The organism is Pseudomonas weihenstephanensis (genome assembly GCF_016812185.1).
GTDB lineage: Bacteria > Pseudomonadota > Gammaproteobacteria > Pseudomonadales > Pseudomonadaceae > Aquipseudomonas > Aquipseudomonas weihenstephanensis.
Genome location: NZ_JAAEBV010000004.1, coordinates 154,546 through 168,977, shown reverse-complemented (window position 1 = coordinate 168,977; position 14,432 = coordinate 154,546). Strand labels below are relative to the sequence as shown.

Sequence of the window (14,432 nt, the reverse complement as noted above, 5' to 3'; positions counted from 1 at the left end):
CATCAAGGGTGCCATCAATGTAATGGCACCGCCGTAGAGGGGTTCTTCATGTCAGCCATTCTTTCACTGTTACAAAGCCGTCTGTTGCGACCCGTGTTCGTTACCCTCGGTATCGCTCTTTTGGTGCAGGTACTGGTCGCTGTTGCACTGACTCGGAGCACAGTCACCGCGTTAGAAGCAGATTTGGACGCGCGCCTGGGCACTGACAGCCAGAAACTCTCCGCAGAACTTGAACAGGCCGCACGCGAGGTGAAAGGCAGTCTGGAGGGGCTTTCTACCAGTACCCGACAACGGTTGACGGCGGGTTTGTCCCCGCGCTTAAAAGATGAGCAAGCGCAGGTTCGGGCGACGCTTGAGAAGAGCCTGATGGACTCGGCCAACGATATGGCGCAACTGCTGGCGGCAGTGGCGCCTCGGGCTATGTGGGACAGCGACGTGCCGACGCTGTCCGAATTCGCACGTCGTGCTCAGCGCAATCCCAATGTGCTGTTTGTGGTGTACGACGACGCCACGGGTCAGCATCTGACGCGCTACCTGAACCGTGAAAATCCCATCAACAAAGCACTGCTGGAAAAAGGCAAAGGCGACCGCGCGCTGGACAAAGTGCTGGATGCCGCGCGGCATGACCCCGCCGTCTACTACCTCGAAGCCCCCATCAGCCCCAATGGCGTGGAGATTGGCAAGGTGCTGATGGGCGTTTCTACCGCCTCGATTGAGCAAGACCTGGTAGCGCTTGATCATCGTTTTTCGCAGCTGATTGTCAGCAGTGAGCAATTGGTCGGTGAAAGCCTGCAAGGCGCGGCCAGTGACAGCGCAGGCGCGTTACGTACCCGCTTGGCCTCGGCGCAAACCGCGGCAGCCCAGATGCAGGCCAATACCGCTGCTACCGTGCGCGACGCCGCAGACACGTTGCGCTGGCGTATGGGGTTGGGGTTGGCGATTGTGGGGTTGGGTGTGCTGCTACTGGTGGCCGTCGTGCTGGGGCGGCGTGTGGTCAACAAATTGCTGCTGTTGATCGCGGCGCTGAACGATCTGGCGGCCGGGGAGGGCGATTTGACCAAACGTGTGGGCCTCAACAGCAAGGATGAGATTGGCGACATGGCGGCAGCGGTCAATCGTTTCGTCGACAAGTTGCAGCCCATCGTGCGTGAGGCGGGCGATGTGGCGCAGCGTACCGGAGTCGAGATTGGTGCCATGACCCTGCGCAATGCCGGGGCCGATGCCGCTGCACAATTGCAGCGTGATGAAGTGGCGCAAAGCCTTGAGGCGTTATCAACGATGGCTGATGCGGCGCAGTCTGAGAGTCAGGCGATGCAGGCGGCGCTTAAACAAGTGTTGGATATTCGTCAGGCCACTGATGAAAACACACGCACCTCCGCGCAAGTGGGCGGGCTGATTGAGGCGCTGGCGGGGCAGGTGGGCGCGGGCGCCAAAGTGATTGAGCGCCTGGCGCAGCAAAGTGAGCAGATCGAAGTGGTGTTGACCGTGATTCACGGCATTGCCGAGCAAACCAACCTGCTGGCGCTTAACGCGGCGATTGAAGCGGCACGAGCGGGGGAAAGCGGTCGTGGTTTTGCGGTGGTCGCCGATGAAGTGCGGGCGTTGGCGAGTAAGACCCAACGCTCAACCGGGGATATTCAGGCGCACATTGTGGCGTTGCAGCAAGGTGCGAAAGAGGCCGTGACGGCTATCGGCCTGGCGGGGCGTCAAGCCACGGAAGGGCTGGACGTGTTGCGTGGCAGCGTGAAACTGCAGAAAAGCGTGCAGGCGTCCGTGGAAAAAGTACACGCGGCCATTGGTGATGCGACCCGTGCCGCAGCGCATCAAGCGCAAGGTGCGCAGGCGGTGCGTGGGCGTGTAGAAATAATTCATGCACAGGCTGAGCGTGCTGCGCAGGCGGTGAATGAAACCACGGCCAGTGGCAAAGTGCTGGACGGATTGGCTGCGCAACTTAAAGCGAGCCTGGGGCAATTCAGGGCCTGAAACCCAAAGCCTTCACTCCACCCCTTTCCCAGCGGCAGAGGGGCGGGGTGAAGGGCGTTTCATCGACTCAAATACATCCGCGTAGTCAGCAAATACACCGGCAACCCCGACACTAGAATCAACAGCGCCGCATACGGTGCCGCCGCTGCAAACTCAATGTTGGAGGTGTGCGACCACACTTGTGTCGCCAGCGTATTAAGCCCGGTCGGACTGAGCAGCAGGGTCGCGGTCAGCTCCTTCATCGCATCAAGGAACACCAGTGCAAACGCCGCACCCAACGCAGGAAAGATGATGGGCAACGTCACCCGGCAAAACGCCGAGAACGAAGAAGCGCCCAGCGTACGCGCAGCTTCTTCAAGCTGTGGCGCGGCCTTGTTCAGTGCGGTGCGGATCGGTGCCTGCGCCAGTGGCAAAAATAACAAGGCGTAAGCGATCAGCAACAGCGCCGAGGTCTGATACAGCGCAGGCACCCAGTGCAGCGCGAAATACACCAGTGCAAGGGCAATCACCAGTCCCGGCAAAGCGTGCAGCAGATACGGCAAGCGTTCGGCCCAGATCGCCAATTGGCCTTTGTAACGCACCACCAGCAACCCGACCGGCACCGCCAGCACCAGGCACAACGCAGCCCCCCCCAGCGCCAGCGACACCGAGGAGAGCAATGCCTCACCGATTTGTGCAACGGGGAACGCCGCAGAGCTGCCTTTGATCAGCCAGTACACCAGCATCCCCAGCGGGATGCCGCTGCCCACAATCGCCAGCGCCAGGCAATACAACTGGCCGGCCAGTGCCAATGTGCCCAGGTTAACCTGCCCGGCATGCCGCGCCGCGCCCTGGCCAATACGCACGTGACGGCCCTTGCCGCGCACTTTGAGTTCCAGCCACAACAGCGTCAAACACATCACCAGCAAAACGGCGGACAGCATGGCCGCATTGGCGTTGCTGAACTCCAGCTCAAACTGTTGATAAATAGCCGTGGTGAAGGTTTGCAGGCCGATGATCGACAGCGCGCCGAACTCGACCAGCATGTGCAGGGCAATCAGCAGCGAACCTGCCAGCAGCGACGGCCAGAGCAGCGGTAAGGTGATTCTGAAAAACACCCCCCAGCGGTTCTGGCCCAGGGTTCGGGCCGACTCTTCAAGCGCCGGGTCGAGGTTGCGCAAGGTTGCCGCCACCGGCAGGAAAATCAGCGGGTACTTGGACAGGCTCATCACCAGAATCGCGCCGCCCAGACCTTCAAAGCTTGAACTGAGCGACACCCAGGTGAAGCTGCTGACGAATGCCGGAACGGCAAAAGGCAGGCACAAAATCACCCCCCACAAGCGTCGTCCTGCCAGGTTGCTGCGTTCCAGCAACCAAGCCAGCGAAAGGCCGACCACTGCGCACACCACGGTCACGCCGACCATCAGTAGCAAGGTGTTGCGCATCAGGTCGAACACATAAGGGCGCCACAACATGTGCACCGCTTGCGCCCACCCGGCCTGCCACGCTTTGGTGCCGACATACAGCAACGGCAACAGGCTTAAACCCACCAGCAACAGGACGGGCAGCAGCAGCCAGATCGAAGGCCGTTTGCGTTTGAGGGTGAAGCGGGCAGGTTGGGCGACCGACAGCATCAGAGCAAGCCAACGTCGCGTTCGAGGTCCAGCGCTTCTTCGGCATTGCCCAAGTCAGCCGGTGTCACTTTCGGTGGTTGCAGCTCCTCGAACGGCTTGAGGCCGCGCTCCGAGACCATGCCTTTGCGCATCGGGTATTCAGCGGTGGTGTTGGTGATCACGCGCTGACCTTCTTCGCTGGCCATGTACGCCAGCAGTTGCTGGGCTTCTTTTGGGTGTTTGCTGGCCTTGAGCACGCCGGCGCTGGACACGGTGATCAAGCCGCCCGCATCGCCATCGGTGAAGTAATGCAGCTTGGAATCCAGTTGCCCTTTCTCGCGCTGCAAAGCGAACCAGTAGTAGTTGTTGACCAGTACCGCCGCCACTTCGCCGTTTTCCACGGCTTTGAGCGCAACCATGTTGTTGGTGTAGGTCTTGCCGAATGCCCGCAGGCCAGTCAGCCATTCTTCAGCGGCTTCACGGCCGTGCAGCTTGATGATGGCCACGGCTTGTTCCTGGAACGCGCCGCTGGTGGGCACGAAGCCGATTTTGCCTTGCCATTCAGGATCAGCGAAATCCATCACCGATTTAGGCAGGTCTTTTTCATCAATCTTTTTCGGGTTGAAGGCCACGACGCGGGTGCGCGCCGTGACGCCAATCCACGTGCCATTGGTCGCGACGTACTCTTTGGGCAGGGCTTGTAACGTGGCGTCATCGGCCTTGGCCAGAAAACCCTGTTCACCCAGGTTATTCAATGGCGGGGATTCTTCGGCGTAGAACACGTCGGCGGGCGAGCGATCACCTTCTTCCATGATCTGGCTGGCCAATTGGTTGCTGCTGCCTTTGCGCACATTGACGTGAATGCCGGTCTTGGCTTCGAAGGCTGCGGCGAGGTTATCGCCGACTTCCTTGTGCTGGCCGTTGTACAGCGTCAGGGAAACTTTGTCTGCGGCGTAGGTGGTAGGTGCGGTCAATGTCAGACCAAGAGCGGCGATGGACAGGCCGCGCAGTAGGAATGTCGCAAGCTGGGTATTTCGGAGCATCATTCGCTGGGTTCCTCGCTTGGGTACTACAAAACTTGTAACAATAATAAACGATATTGTTTCTCAAGTGCGCTTGACCCAGCGTCCAATTGCGCAAACGCGACCAACTGTGATGCCGCCTCCTTCAACCTGTGTCCAGAAAATTGCGCAAGGCCCGCAGTTCATCCTTGTCCATGTTCAGTGCTTTCAGGCGTTCACTGGTGCTCGGGAGCAGGTTTGCAGGAGTGCGCATGAGCGATCTGATGATGGCCGGACATTAGTGCGATTGAGATGGATCATCAAACACGATGTCGAGGGGGCTGAATGACAGAAACTAAAAAGCCCGCTTTCGCGGGCTTTTTGAGTGGTTCACAGCGTGAAGCTGTAAACCTGAATTGGTGCCCAGAAGAAGACTCGAACTTCCACGACCTTGCGGTCACCAGCACCTGAAGCTGGCGTGTCTACCAATTTCACCATCTGGGCAGTATCAGCAACGTTGCCGCTGTTGATGTCGCGCACTATACGGAGCGCTTTTAAATCTGTAAACCCCCTGTTTTAGTTTTATTAAATCAGGGGCTTAGAATGCAAAAACCCGCTTTCGCGGGTTTTTGTGTGAGGCTGAAGATTGTACTAATCTGCATCTCTAAATTGGTGCCCAGAAGAAGACTCGAACTTCCACGACCTTGCGATCACCAGCACCTGAAGCTGGCGTGTCTACCAATTTCACCATCTGGGCAGCATCTTCAACGTTGCCGTTGTCGATGGCGCGCACTATACGGATGACCCTTTGACCTGTAAAGCGTTGTGAATAAAAATATCCAAAATATTTCGCGAACGGTGGGACAACAGCGGCAAAGCGCGTCAGAAAGGACTATTAAGGCTCTGAGTGAGTCCGAAATTTCCCGTTTCAATACGCGTATGCCAAACTAACCCGCATATAGACAAGGTGAAAACTATCTAATGGCCGATTGGCAGACCCTCGATCCCGAGGCCGCACGTGAAGCGGAAAAATACGAAAACCCTATCCCTAGCCGCGAGCTGATCCTTCAGCATCTGGCCGAGCGTGGCTCGCCAGCCGCTCGCGAGCAGTTGGTAGAAGAGTTTGGTCTTACCACGGAAGACCAGATCGAAGCCCTGCGCCGTCGCTTGCGAGCGATGGAGCGCGATGCACAATTGATTTACACCCGCCGTGGCACTTATGCACCGGTGGATAAGCTCGACCTGATTCTCGGCCGCATCAGTGGTCACCGTGACGGCTTCGGCTTTCTGATCCCGGATGACGGCAGTGACGACCTGTTCATGAGCCCGTCGCAGATGCGCCTGGTGTTTGATGGTGACCGTGCGCTGGCCCGTGTTTCGGGGCTGGACCGCCGTGGTCGCCGTGAAGGCGTGATTGTCGAAGTGGTATCACGCGCTCACGAAACCATCGTCGGCCGTTACTTCGAAGAAGGCGGCATTGGTTTTGTGGTGGCCGATAACCCGAAAATTCAGCAAGAAGTGTTGGTGACACCCGGCCGCAATGCGGGCGCCAAGGTTGGTCAGTTCGTTGAAGTGAAGATTACTCACTGGCCGACGCCGCGCTTCCAGCCGCAAGGTGATGTGCTTGAGGTTGTAGGCAACTACATGGCTCCGGGAATGGAAATCGACATTGCCCTGCGCACGTACGACATTCCGCACGTTTGGCCAGAAGGTGTGGTTAAAGAAGCGCGTCGTCTCAAGCCTGAAGTTGAAGACAAAGACAAAGAGAAGCGCATCGACCTGCGTCATCTGCCGTTCGTCACCATTGACGGCGAAGATGCACGCGACTTCGATGACGCGGTGTTCTGTGAAGCCAAACCGGGCAAGCTTCGCCTGTTCTCGGGTGGCTGGAAGCTGTACGTGGCCATTGCCGACGTTTCCAGCTACGTGAAAATCGGTTCGGCGCTGGATGCTGAAGCGCAGGTACGTGGCAACTCGGTGTACTTCCCTGAGCGCGTGATTCCGATGTTGCCGGAAGAGCTGTCCAACGGCCTGTGTTCCCTGAACCCGAAAGTCGATCGTTTGGCGATGGTGTGCGAGATGACCATCTCCAAAACCGGCGAAATGACCGACTACCAGTTCTACGAAGCGGTGATCCATTCGCAGGCACGTCTGACCTACAACAAGGTCAGCACGATGCTTGAGCACGCCAAAACCAACGAAGCCAAACAATTGCGCGCGGAGTACGGTGATGTTGTGCCGCACCTCAAGCAGCTTTATTCGTTGTACAAGGTGTTGCTGGCGGCTCGCCATACCCGTGGTGCGATCGATTTTGAAACGCAGGAAACCCGCATCATCTTCGGGGCAGATCGCAAAATCGCTGAGATTCGCCCAACCACGCGTAACGATGCCCACAAGCTGATCGAAGAGTGCATGCTGGCGGCCAACGTGGCCACGGCTGAATTCCTCAAAAAGCACGAAATTCCTGCGCTGTACCGCGTGCATGATGGCCCTCCGCCAGAGCGTCTGGAAAAACTGCGTGCCTTCCTGGGTGAGCTGGGCTTGACCCTGCACAAAGGCAAGGACGGTCCTTCGCCGAAGGACTATCAAGCGTTGTTGGCCAGCATCAAGGATCGTCCGGACTTCCACCTGATCCAGACCGTGATGCTGCGTTCGTTGAGTCAGGCGGTCTATAGCGCGGACAACCAGGGCCACTTCGGCCTGAATTACGAAGCCTATACCCACTTCACTTCGCCGATCCGTCGCTATCCGGACTTGCTCACGCACCGTGCAATTCGCAGTGTGATCCATTCCAAAATGGACACCCCGCACGTACGTCGTGCTGGCGCGATGACCATCCCGAAAGCGCGCATCTATCCGTACGACGAAGCGGCACTTGAGCAGCTTGGCGAACAGTGCTCGATGAGTGAACGCCGTGCCGACGAAGCCACGCGTGACGTAACCAACTGGCTTAAGTGCGAGTTCATGAAGGACCGCGTCGGCGAGTCGTTCCCGGGTGTGGTCACCGCCGTGACAGGTTTTGGTCTGTTTGTGGAATTGACCGACATCTACGTCGAAGGTCTGGTGCATGTCACGGCCTTGCCGGGCGATTACTACCACTTCGATCCTGTGCATCACCGCTTGGCGGGCGAGCGCACCGGTCGCAGCTTCCGCTTGGGCGATACCGTCGAAGTGCGGGTGATGCGCGTTGATCTTGACGAGCGCAAAATCGACTTCGAAATGGCTGAGAAAACCCTCAGTGCGCCAATCGGTCGTAAAAATCGTGGCACTGAAAAGCCGGCTGCCAAAACCGGCAAGCCTGCTGGCAAGCCGAGTGGCTACGACACAGACAAGCCTGCTGAATCGGCAAAGGCGCCTCGTCGGGCGCCCGCCAAAACCAGCAAAAATACCGATGATGCCTATCGCCCTGGCGATGCAGCGGCCAAAAATGCCGAGCTGCGCAAGAGTCGTGAATTGAAACAGGCGTTGCTGGCCGAATCGAAAAGCGGCGGTCGGACATCGGCGCCGGGAAAGTCGGGGAGGGCAGCACCCGCTAAAGACGCGGGCAAGCCTTCCAAGCCGAGCAAACATCGTAAAGGCCCGCCAAAATCGGGCGCAGCGCCTGCCGCCAAAAGCGGCGGGTCGCGCAAACCTAAGGCTAAGTCATGAGTCAGTTGGAAAAAATCTACGGCATTCACGCTGTAGAAGCGTTGCTTCGTCATCACCCCAAGCGCGTCAAGCAGGTATGGCTGGCCGAGGGTCGTAGCGACCCTCGCGTACAGACCCTGATTACGCTGGCCGATGAGAGCCGGGTGCCAGTGGGCAACGCCGAACGTCGGGAAATGGACGTTTGGGTTGAAGGCGTGCACCAAGGTGTTGTGGCGGACGTAAGCCCCAGCCAGGTGTGGGGCGAGGCGATGCTCAACGAATTGCTCGACCGTACCGAAGGTGCGCCGCTGATTTTGGTGCTGGACGGCGTGACCGACCCGCACAACCTGGGTGCTTGCTTGCGTACGGCAGATGCTGCCGGTGCGCTGGCGGTCATCGTGCCGAAAGACAAATCCGCGACATTGACCCCGACTGTGCGAAAAGTGGCATGCGGCGCGGCTGAAGTTATCCCTTTGGTGGCTGTCACTAACCTCGCGGCCACACTGAAAAAGCTTCAGCAGCGCGGGTTGTGGATCGTTGGTACAGCGGGCGAGGCCGAGCAAGAGCTGTATGAGCAAGACATGACCGGCCCGACCATCCTGATCATGGGTGCAGAAGGCAAAGGCATGCGTCGCCTGACCCGCGAGCATTGCGACTACCTGGTGCGCCTGCCGATGGCTGGCAGTGTCAGCAGCCTGAACGTTTCGGTAGCGACGGGCGTTTGCCTGTTCGAAGCCCTGCGTCAGCGCAGCGTCAAAGCCAAGGCTCCAGCGAAAAAGAAATAAGCAAAACCTGTAGCCGCTGCCGAAGGCTGCGACCGAGTGCGAAGCGCTCGGCTTGAGGGTCTGGGCCGAAGACCTTCGGCCTTATCGCAGCCTTCGGCAGGGGCTACGGGTATTGGCAAGGCAAGATTGTTCAAATAATCACCAATTGCCTTGCGCCTCTCTTGTGCCTTCTCTACAATTGCGCCCCTTGCCGTCATGGCGGGCGCATATGTGCCTCTCTAGGCAAGACACACAAGTGTCATTCACTCCTTGTCTGACCGCTTTTTAGTTAGCGGCAGGCTACAACCCGTAAGGAGCATTCATGCGTCATTACGAAATCATCTTTTTGGTCCACCCGGATCAAAGCGAACAAGTCGGCGGCATGGTAGAGCGTTACACCAAGCTGATCGAAGAAGACGGCGGCAAAATCCACCGTCTGGAAGATTGGGGCCGTCGTCAACTGGCCTACGCAATCAACAATGTTCACAAGGCTCACTACGTGATGCTGAACGTTGAGTGCACTGGCAAGGCTTTGGCTGAGCTGGAAGACAACTTCCGTTACAACGATGCTGTGATCCGTAACCTGGTCATCCGTCGCGACGAAGCCGTAACTGGCCAGTCCGAGATGCTCAAGGCTGAAGAGAACCGCAGTGAGCGCCGTGAGCGTCGTGACCGTCCTGAGCATTCTGACAGCGCCGATGGCGATGACAGCGATAACAGCGACGCCAGCGATAACGCTGACGAGTAATCCACGGACCTTTTGAGGAGCCAATTACATGGCACGTTTCTTCCGTCGTCGTAAATTCTGCCGCTTCACAGCAGAAGAAGTGAAAGAGATCGATTACAAAGATCTCAACACTCTGAAAGCTTACGTATCCGAGACCGGCAAAATTGTTCCAAGCCGCATCACCGGTACTAAAGCTCGTTATCAGCGTCAGCTGGCCACCGCTATCAAGCGCGCCCGCTTCCTGGCCCTGCTGGCCTACACCGACAGCCACGGCCGCTGAGACCGGGCAGTCGACACGTAGTAAAGGATTGAAAGCATGCGCGCCTTAGCTGAGTTCATCATGCGAGGCCGTGTGCAGGCCACGCTAGTCGTGGCCGGATGTGCGGCATTGCCGTTTTTGTTCTGGTTGAGTGCTGCTGCGGGAAGCCTTGTGCTCCTGCGGCGCGGTCCGAGAGATGCCTTGAGCATCCTCTCATGGGCGTTACTGCCGGCCTTGGTCTGGTGGTTTATCGGAGAACCTCGCACCTTGATGGTGTTGTTGGGAACTCTGGGGCTGGCGTTGTTTTTGCGCGCCGGTCAGCCCTGGCATCGCGTGCTGCTGGTCAGCGTGGCATTGGGTGGTGTGTATGGCGTTATCCTGGGCACGGTTTTCCGCGAACCCATTGGTGCGATGGCGCAGGAGTTGGAAAAACTTCTGCCGCAGGTCCTCAATGGTCTCTACGACACGTTATCTGACGTGGAGCGAGCGCGCCTTGGAGCACTGATTGCACCCGTCCTGACCGGTTTGATTGCAGCTTTGATGCAGGTCGTCAGCGTGCTGAGCCTGATGCTTGGGCGTTATTGGCAAGCGTTGTTGTATAACCCGGGCGGTTTTGCCAGCGAATTTCGCAGCATCCGCCTACCGCTGGGTCCAGCGTTACTGTTGCTGGCGTGCATGCTTGTCGGACCGAACTTCGGTCCGCAAATGGCCATGCTTACGCCGTTGTGCAGCGTAGCGTTGTTCTTCGCCGGGCTGGCCCTGATTCATGGGCTGGTGGCGCAAAAGCGACTGGGCAAGTTTTGGCTGGTGGGGTTGTACGTCACGCTGTTGCTGTTCATGCAGCTGATCTATCCGTTGCTCGTGGTTTTGGCCATTGTCGACAGCCTGATTGATTTTCGCGGACGTTTGGCGCCGAAAGACGTCGATAAAGACTCTGCGAACGGTGAAGGTTAAAAGTTAAGAGGATTTTCACATGCAACTGATCCTTCTGGAAAAAGTCGCGAACCTGGGCAACCTGGGCGACAAAGTAAATGTTAAGGCCGGTTACGGTCGTAACTACCTGCTGCCATACGGCAAAGCTACCGCTGCAACCGCTGCCAACCTGGCTGCGTTTGAAGAGCGTCGTGCTGAGCTGGAACAAGCAGCAGCAGACAAGAAAGCTTCGGCTGAAACACGCGCTGCCCAACTGGCTGAGCTGGAAGTGACTATCACTGCCACTGCCGGTGACGAAGGCAAGCTGTTCGGTTCGATCGGCACTCACGACATCGCTGATGCACTGACCGCCTCTGGCGTTGAAGTTGCAAAAAGCGAAGTTCGTCTGCCGAACGGCACTATCCGCAACGTTGGCGAATTCGACGTGGCTGTGCACCTGCACGCCGAAGTTGAAGCAACCGTACGCGTTGTTGTGGTAGCTGCTTAAGCAGTCTTAACTGACTGGCACCTTGTGTGTCAGACGGTTAACATCGGGCACGATCCTGTTTACAGGTCGTGCCCTTTGTCTTTCTACAGACGTTGATTTTCACCCCCCAAATTACACGTGGCCATGAACGATATCTCCGCTCCTGAGCAATACGACCTGCAAACCGCATCCTTGAAGGTGCCACCGCATTCCATCGAGGCCGAACAGGCCGTGCTCGGTGGTTTGATGCTGGACAACAACGCCTGGGAACGCGTGCTGGATCAGGTGTCGGACGGTGACTTTTATCGACATGACCACCGCCTGATCTTTCGGGCCATCGCCAAACTGGCGGACCAGAACTCGCCGATCGACGTCGTGACCCTTGCCGAGCAATTGGACAAGGAAGGTCAGACCTCGCAAGTCGGTGGGCTTGGCTACCTGGGCGAGCTGGCTAAAAACACGCCGTCGGTCGCCAACATCAAGGCCTACGCGCAGATCGTCCGCCAGCGGGCGACCTTGCGGCAGTTGATCGGCATCAGTACCGAGATCGCCGACAGCGCTTTCAACCCTGAAGGCCGCAGCGCCGAAGAAATCCTCGATGAGGCCGAGCGCCAGATCTTTGCCATTGCCGAGGCCCGGCCAAAAACCGGCGGCCCGGTCAGTGTCAACGATCTGTTGACCAAGGCCATCGACCGTATCGACACCTTGTTCAACACCGACAACGCCATTACCGGCTTGTCCACCGGTTACACCGATCTTGATGGCATGACCAGTGGCTTGCAGCCGTCGGACTTGATCATCGTGGCGGGCCGTCCGTCGATGGGTAAAACCACTTTTGCGATGAACCTGGTCGAAAACGCCGTATTGCGCAGCGAAAAAGCGGTACTGGTTTACTCGCTTGAGATGCCAGGTGAGTCGCTGATCATGCGTATGCTGTCGTCCCTGGGGCGTATTGACCAGACCAAGGTCCGTGCGGGTCGTCTTGAGGACGATGATTGGCCGCGCCTGACCTCGGCGGTCAATCTGCTCAACGACCGCAAGCTGTTTATTGATGACACGGCGGGCATCAGTCCCTCGGAAATGCGTGCGCGCACCCGCCGCCTGGTGCGTGAACATGGCGACATCGGCCTGATCATGATCGACTACCTGCAATTGATGCAGATTCCAGGTTCGGGCGGTGATAACCGAACCAATGAAATTTCCGAGATTTCGCGATCGCTCAAGGCGTTGGCCAAAGAATTCAACTGCCCGGTTGTGGCGTTGTCACAGCTCAACCGCTCCCTGGAGCAGCGCCCCAACAAGCGCCCGATCAACTCCGACTTGCGTGAATCCGGCGCCATCGAGCAGGATGCCGACGTCATCATGTTCGTGTACCGCGACGAGGTGTACCACCCCGAGACCGAGCACAAAGGCATTGCCGAAATCATCATCGGCAAGCAGCGTAACGGGCCGATTGGCACCACGCGGCTGGCGTTTATCGGCAAGTACACGCGCTTCGAAAACCTTGCGCCGGGCAGTTACAACTTCGACGATGACTAATCGGTAGTGGCGCAGGCGTTGGGCATGTGGGTAAAGCCTGCTGCCCGCGCTGCTCATCACCTCTTCCTGCGTCCTCCCTCGTCTTGACCTCAACCGCTCATCGGCACTGTCACAACTGACAGTTTTGTCGTGCTGCTTGGTGCGCAAATATTGCCCATCGATGCTCGCCGTCGCGATGGTGCCCGGTCGAGCGGCGTTTGCTTGTGCATGCTTAACCCATCCCGAGTAACGAGCGACAGGGGATCAAGCCAGTGCGTGACGTCCCAAGAGACCTGCGTGACCCACAAGATGTGGCCACGCCTCATCCCGACCCGCTGGGTTATCAGGCCCGGATCCTGTCGCGGGTTTCACGCACCTTTGCGTTGACTATCCCGCAGTTGCCCGCCGAGCTGGCAACGGTGGTCACGCATGCCTATTTACTGCTTCGTCTGGCCGACACCATAGAAGATGAGCCTGCGCTGACTGCGCAGCAAATTCGGGTTTATGAGGACGCATTTCTTGAGGTTGTGGCTGGGCGAGCGGATGCCCGGTGCTTTAGCGATCAAGTGTGCGCATTGCTGACGGGGCAAACCCAAGACGCCGAGCGCGAGTTAATGCAGAACTTGCCGTGGGTGATGCAGGTTCACAGCCTGCTGACGCCTGTGCAGCGTGCAGCCCTGCTCAATTGCCTGGCGGTCATGACGCGAGGCATGTCCGAGTTTCGGCAAGGTTTGGGGCTTCAGGGCTTGGCAACGTGCCATGATCTTGACCGCCTGTGCTATTGCGTCTCGGGGGTTGTGGGCGAAATGTTGACCGAGTTTTTTATCGAGGTCGTCCCATCGCTAGGAGCGCGCAGAGCCACGTTGCATCGCCTGTCGATTTCGTTCGGTGCGGCCCTGCAGTTGACCAATATCCTCAAGGATCAATGGGAGGACCGTGAGCGCGGCATTTGCTGGCTGCCTCGTGAACTTTTCAGGGCGTATGGCGTGCATTTACACGCGCTCGATCCGGGGCATGCAGCCCCCAATCATGCCTGCGCGCTGTCAGTGCTGATCGGCACGGCTCACGCGCATTTGCATCTGGCCCTCCAATACGCCCTGCTGATTCCGGTAGAGCAGAAGGGGATACGTCGATTCATTCTGTGGACCCTGGGTCTGTGCTTGTTAACCTTGCGCAAAATGCACAACACGCCGGGTTTTAGGTCGCAGCAGCAGGTGAAAATCACCCATGCTGATGTCGCACTGATCATGTATTCGGTCACAGGCGTGCAGCGATGGGACTGGGGTGTGCAGGCGCTTTTCAACGCAGCGTCGCGCGGGTTGCCGTTTACACCCTTGGCGCCTGAGTGGGAGGCCGCCGCCTGGCACGCCCGTCCGTGGCCGCGCCACTCCATTTCATTTCTGGATCACCTGCCTTTAAGGTTTTGACTTCTGCCTTGTATAAGGTCGGGATGCACGTCGTCGATAAAGCCAAGCGCTTTAGTCGGAATTGATCATTTTTTGTGCTATATTCCGCGCCCGCGAATTTCTCAGTAAATGTCGCGCCCCTCTTTATGCACTCAA

The 14,432-nt window shown here is 58.0% G+C and carries 10 protein-coding genes, 2 tRNA genes and 2 pseudogenes; 10 read left to right on the top strand and 4 right to left on the bottom strand.

Annotated elements, in window-relative coordinates:
• Positions 1-48: 48 nt before the first annotated feature.
• Together GYN01_RS22705 and GYN01_RS22700 are read left to right on the top strand one after the other, a co-directional pair.
• A pseudogene (locus GYN01_RS22705) lies at positions 49-1,077 on the top strand (methyl-accepting chemotaxis protein); the annotation flags it as partial.
• Between the two features lie 399 nt (positions 1,078-1,476).
• Positions 1,477-1,983 (top strand): annotated as a pseudogene (locus GYN01_RS22700) (methyl-accepting chemotaxis protein); the annotation flags it as partial.
• A gap of 59 nt (positions 1,984-2,042) precedes the next feature.
• Here GYN01_RS22700 and GYN01_RS14385 read toward each other — a convergent pair.
• From GYN01_RS14385 to GYN01_RS14370, 4 genes are all read right to left on the bottom strand, one after another.
• Positions 2,043-3,596, bottom strand: a complete 1,554-nt coding sequence (locus GYN01_RS14385) for an ABC transporter permease (protein WP_048400495.1) — start codon at positions 3,594-3,596, stop codon at positions 2,043-2,045.
• A complete protein-coding gene (locus GYN01_RS14380; RefSeq protein WP_203307345.1) occupies positions 3,596-4,621 on the bottom strand; it encodes an iron ABC transporter substrate-binding protein in 1,026 nt (341 codons plus the stop codon). Before GYN01_RS14380 ends, GYN01_RS14385 begins: the two co-directional genes overlap by 1 nt.
• A 372-nt stretch (positions 4,622-4,993) precedes the next feature.
• Positions 4,994-5,080: transfer RNA gene (locus GYN01_RS14375), tRNA-Leu, on the bottom strand.
• Positions 5,081-5,246: 166 nt separating this feature from the next.
• Positions 5,247-5,333, bottom strand: a tRNA-Leu gene (locus GYN01_RS14370).
• Positions 5,334-5,557: 224 nt separating this feature from the next.
• On the opposite strand from GYN01_RS14370, the gene rnr reads away from it, so the two are divergent.
• From rnr to GYN01_RS14330, 8 genes are all read left to right on the top strand, one after another.
• The gene (rnr, locus tag GYN01_RS14365) at positions 5,558-8,224 is read left to right on the top strand and encodes a ribonuclease R (RefSeq protein ID WP_048364435.1); all 2,667 of its coding nucleotides are present in this window, start codon (positions 5,558-5,560) and stop codon (positions 8,222-8,224) included.
• Positions 8,221-8,988, top strand: a complete 768-nt coding sequence (gene rlmB / locus GYN01_RS14360) for a 23S rRNA (guanosine(2251)-2'-O)-methyltransferase RlmB (protein ID WP_048400491.1) — start codon at positions 8,221-8,223, stop codon at positions 8,986-8,988. Before rnr ends, rlmB begins: the two co-directional genes overlap by 4 nt.
• A 301-nt stretch (positions 8,989-9,289) precedes the next feature.
• The gene (gene rpsF, locus GYN01_RS14355; RefSeq protein WP_003439045.1) at positions 9,290-9,715 is read left to right on the top strand and encodes a 30S ribosomal protein S6; all 426 of its coding nucleotides are present in this window, start codon (positions 9,290-9,292) and stop codon (positions 9,713-9,715) included.
• 28 nt (positions 9,716-9,743) lie between these two features.
• Positions 9,744-9,974, top strand: coding sequence for a 30S ribosomal protein S18 (rpsR, locus tag GYN01_RS14350; protein ID WP_003171373.1), 231 nt, complete (start codon positions 9,744-9,746; stop codon positions 9,972-9,974).
• A 36-nt stretch (positions 9,975-10,010) separates the two neighbouring features.
• The gene (locus GYN01_RS14345) at positions 10,011-10,907 is read left to right on the top strand and encodes a YybS family protein (protein ID WP_048364433.1); all 897 of its coding nucleotides are present in this window, start codon (positions 10,011-10,013) and stop codon (positions 10,905-10,907) included.
• Between the two features lie 19 nt (positions 10,908-10,926).
• A complete protein-coding gene (rplI, locus tag GYN01_RS14340; RefSeq protein WP_003439047.1) occupies positions 10,927-11,373 on the top strand; it encodes a 50S ribosomal protein L9 in 447 nt (148 codons plus the stop codon).
• Positions 11,374-11,496: 123 nt separating this feature from the next.
• Positions 11,497-12,891, top strand: a complete 1,395-nt coding sequence (gene dnaB / locus GYN01_RS14335; protein WP_048364432.1) for a replicative DNA helicase — start codon at positions 11,497-11,499, stop codon at positions 12,889-12,891.
• A 251-nt stretch (positions 12,892-13,142) separates the two neighbouring features.
• Positions 13,143-14,297 (top strand): squalene/phytoene synthase family protein, encoded by a 1,155-nt coding sequence (locus tag GYN01_RS14330; protein ID WP_203307344.1) that lies wholly within the window; start codon positions 13,143-13,145, stop codon positions 14,295-14,297.
• Positions 14,298-14,432 lie beyond the last annotated feature (135 nt).

What these genes read in the sequence shown, in the direction of transcription:
- GYN01_RS14385 (WP_048400495.1), bottom strand. Translation starts at nt 3,596, where the DNA reads ATGCTGTCGGTCGCCCAACCTGCCCGCTTCACCCTCAAACGCAAACGG.
- GYN01_RS14380 (WP_203307345.1), bottom strand. Translation starts at nt 4,621, where the DNA reads ATGATGCTCCGAAATACCCAGCTTGCGACATTCCTACTGCGCGGCCTG.
- rnr (WP_048364435.1), top strand. Translation starts at nt 5,558, where the DNA reads ATGGCCGATTGGCAGACCCTCGATCCCGAGGCCGCACGTGAAGCGGAA.
- rlmB (WP_048400491.1), top strand. Translation starts at nt 8,221, where the DNA reads ATGAGTCAGTTGGAAAAAATCTACGGCATTCACGCTGTAGAAGCGTTG.
- rpsF (WP_003439045.1), top strand. Translation starts at nt 9,290, where the DNA reads ATGCGTCATTACGAAATCATCTTTTTGGTCCACCCGGATCAAAGCGAA.
- rpsR (WP_003171373.1), top strand. Translation starts at nt 9,744, where the DNA reads ATGGCACGTTTCTTCCGTCGTCGTAAATTCTGCCGCTTCACAGCAGAA.
- GYN01_RS14345 (WP_048364433.1), top strand. Translation starts at nt 10,011, where the DNA reads ATGCGCGCCTTAGCTGAGTTCATCATGCGAGGCCGTGTGCAGGCCACG.
- rplI (WP_003439047.1), top strand. Translation starts at nt 10,927, where the DNA reads ATGCAACTGATCCTTCTGGAAAAAGTCGCGAACCTGGGCAACCTGGGC.
- dnaB (WP_048364432.1), top strand. Translation starts at nt 11,497, where the DNA reads ATGAACGATATCTCCGCTCCTGAGCAATACGACCTGCAAACCGCATCC.